This is a genomic window from Tsukamurella conjunctivitidis, assembly GCF_007858475.1.
Lineage (GTDB): Bacteria > Actinomycetota > Actinomycetes > Mycobacteriales > Mycobacteriaceae > Tsukamurella > Tsukamurella conjunctivitidis.
The window spans coordinates 1-689 of sequence record NZ_VIGX01000100.1 but is presented as its reverse complement, the minus strand read 5'-3'; the positions used below and the strand labels follow the sequence as shown (position 1 = coordinate 689).

General features: G+C 67.3%; 1 protein-coding gene. It reads left to right on the top strand.

What is annotated here, in order from left to right; genetic code table 11:
* Positions 1-689: ABC transporter permease subunit (locus FK530_RS24545; protein ID WP_438947266.1), on the top strand; the 689-nt coding region annotated here is incomplete at both ends.

Sequence of the window (689 nt, the reverse complement as noted above, 5' to 3'; positions counted from 1 at the left end):
CCATCGGCGCTGTCCTCCTGTGGATCATGTGGCTCTTCGCGACGGGGCGTCCGGGCACGTCATTCCCGATCCCCGGCGTCATCGTCGTCATCCTCATGATCGTCTTCTCCTTCGTCGCCAACCGCACGGTCCTCGGTCGCAGCGTCTACGCCATCGGCGGCAACCGCGCAGCCGCGGCCCTCACCGGCATCCGGGTCCAGCGCACCAACTTCGTCGTCATGTGCACCTCCTCGGTGCTGGCCGCAGTCGCAGCCATGGTCTTCATCGGTCGCTCCACCGCCTCCGGTCCTGCTGACGGCACCGGCTGGGAGCTCGATGCCATCGCCGCGTGCTTCATCGGTGGAGCATCGGTGTGGGGCGGCATCGGCACCATCGGCGGGACCATGGTCGGCGCCCTCGTCATGGCCTTCCTCAACAACGGTCTCCAGCTGATGGGTGTGGGATCCGACTGGACCCAGATCATCAAGGGCCTGGTCCTCCTCCTCGCGGTCGCCGCAGACGTGTACTCCAAGCGTCAGGGCAAGCGCTCCCTCATCGGGACCTTCCAGAACGCCCGGCGCAATCAGCGCCAGATCCTCGAGACCGAGAAGGCTCTGGCCGAGGGCAAGGCGCCCACACCGGTCCCCAACACGGACTCTCCGGTCGCGGAGGCGGTGGCCGACGAGCCATCGGTGTTCGTCCAGACTCCC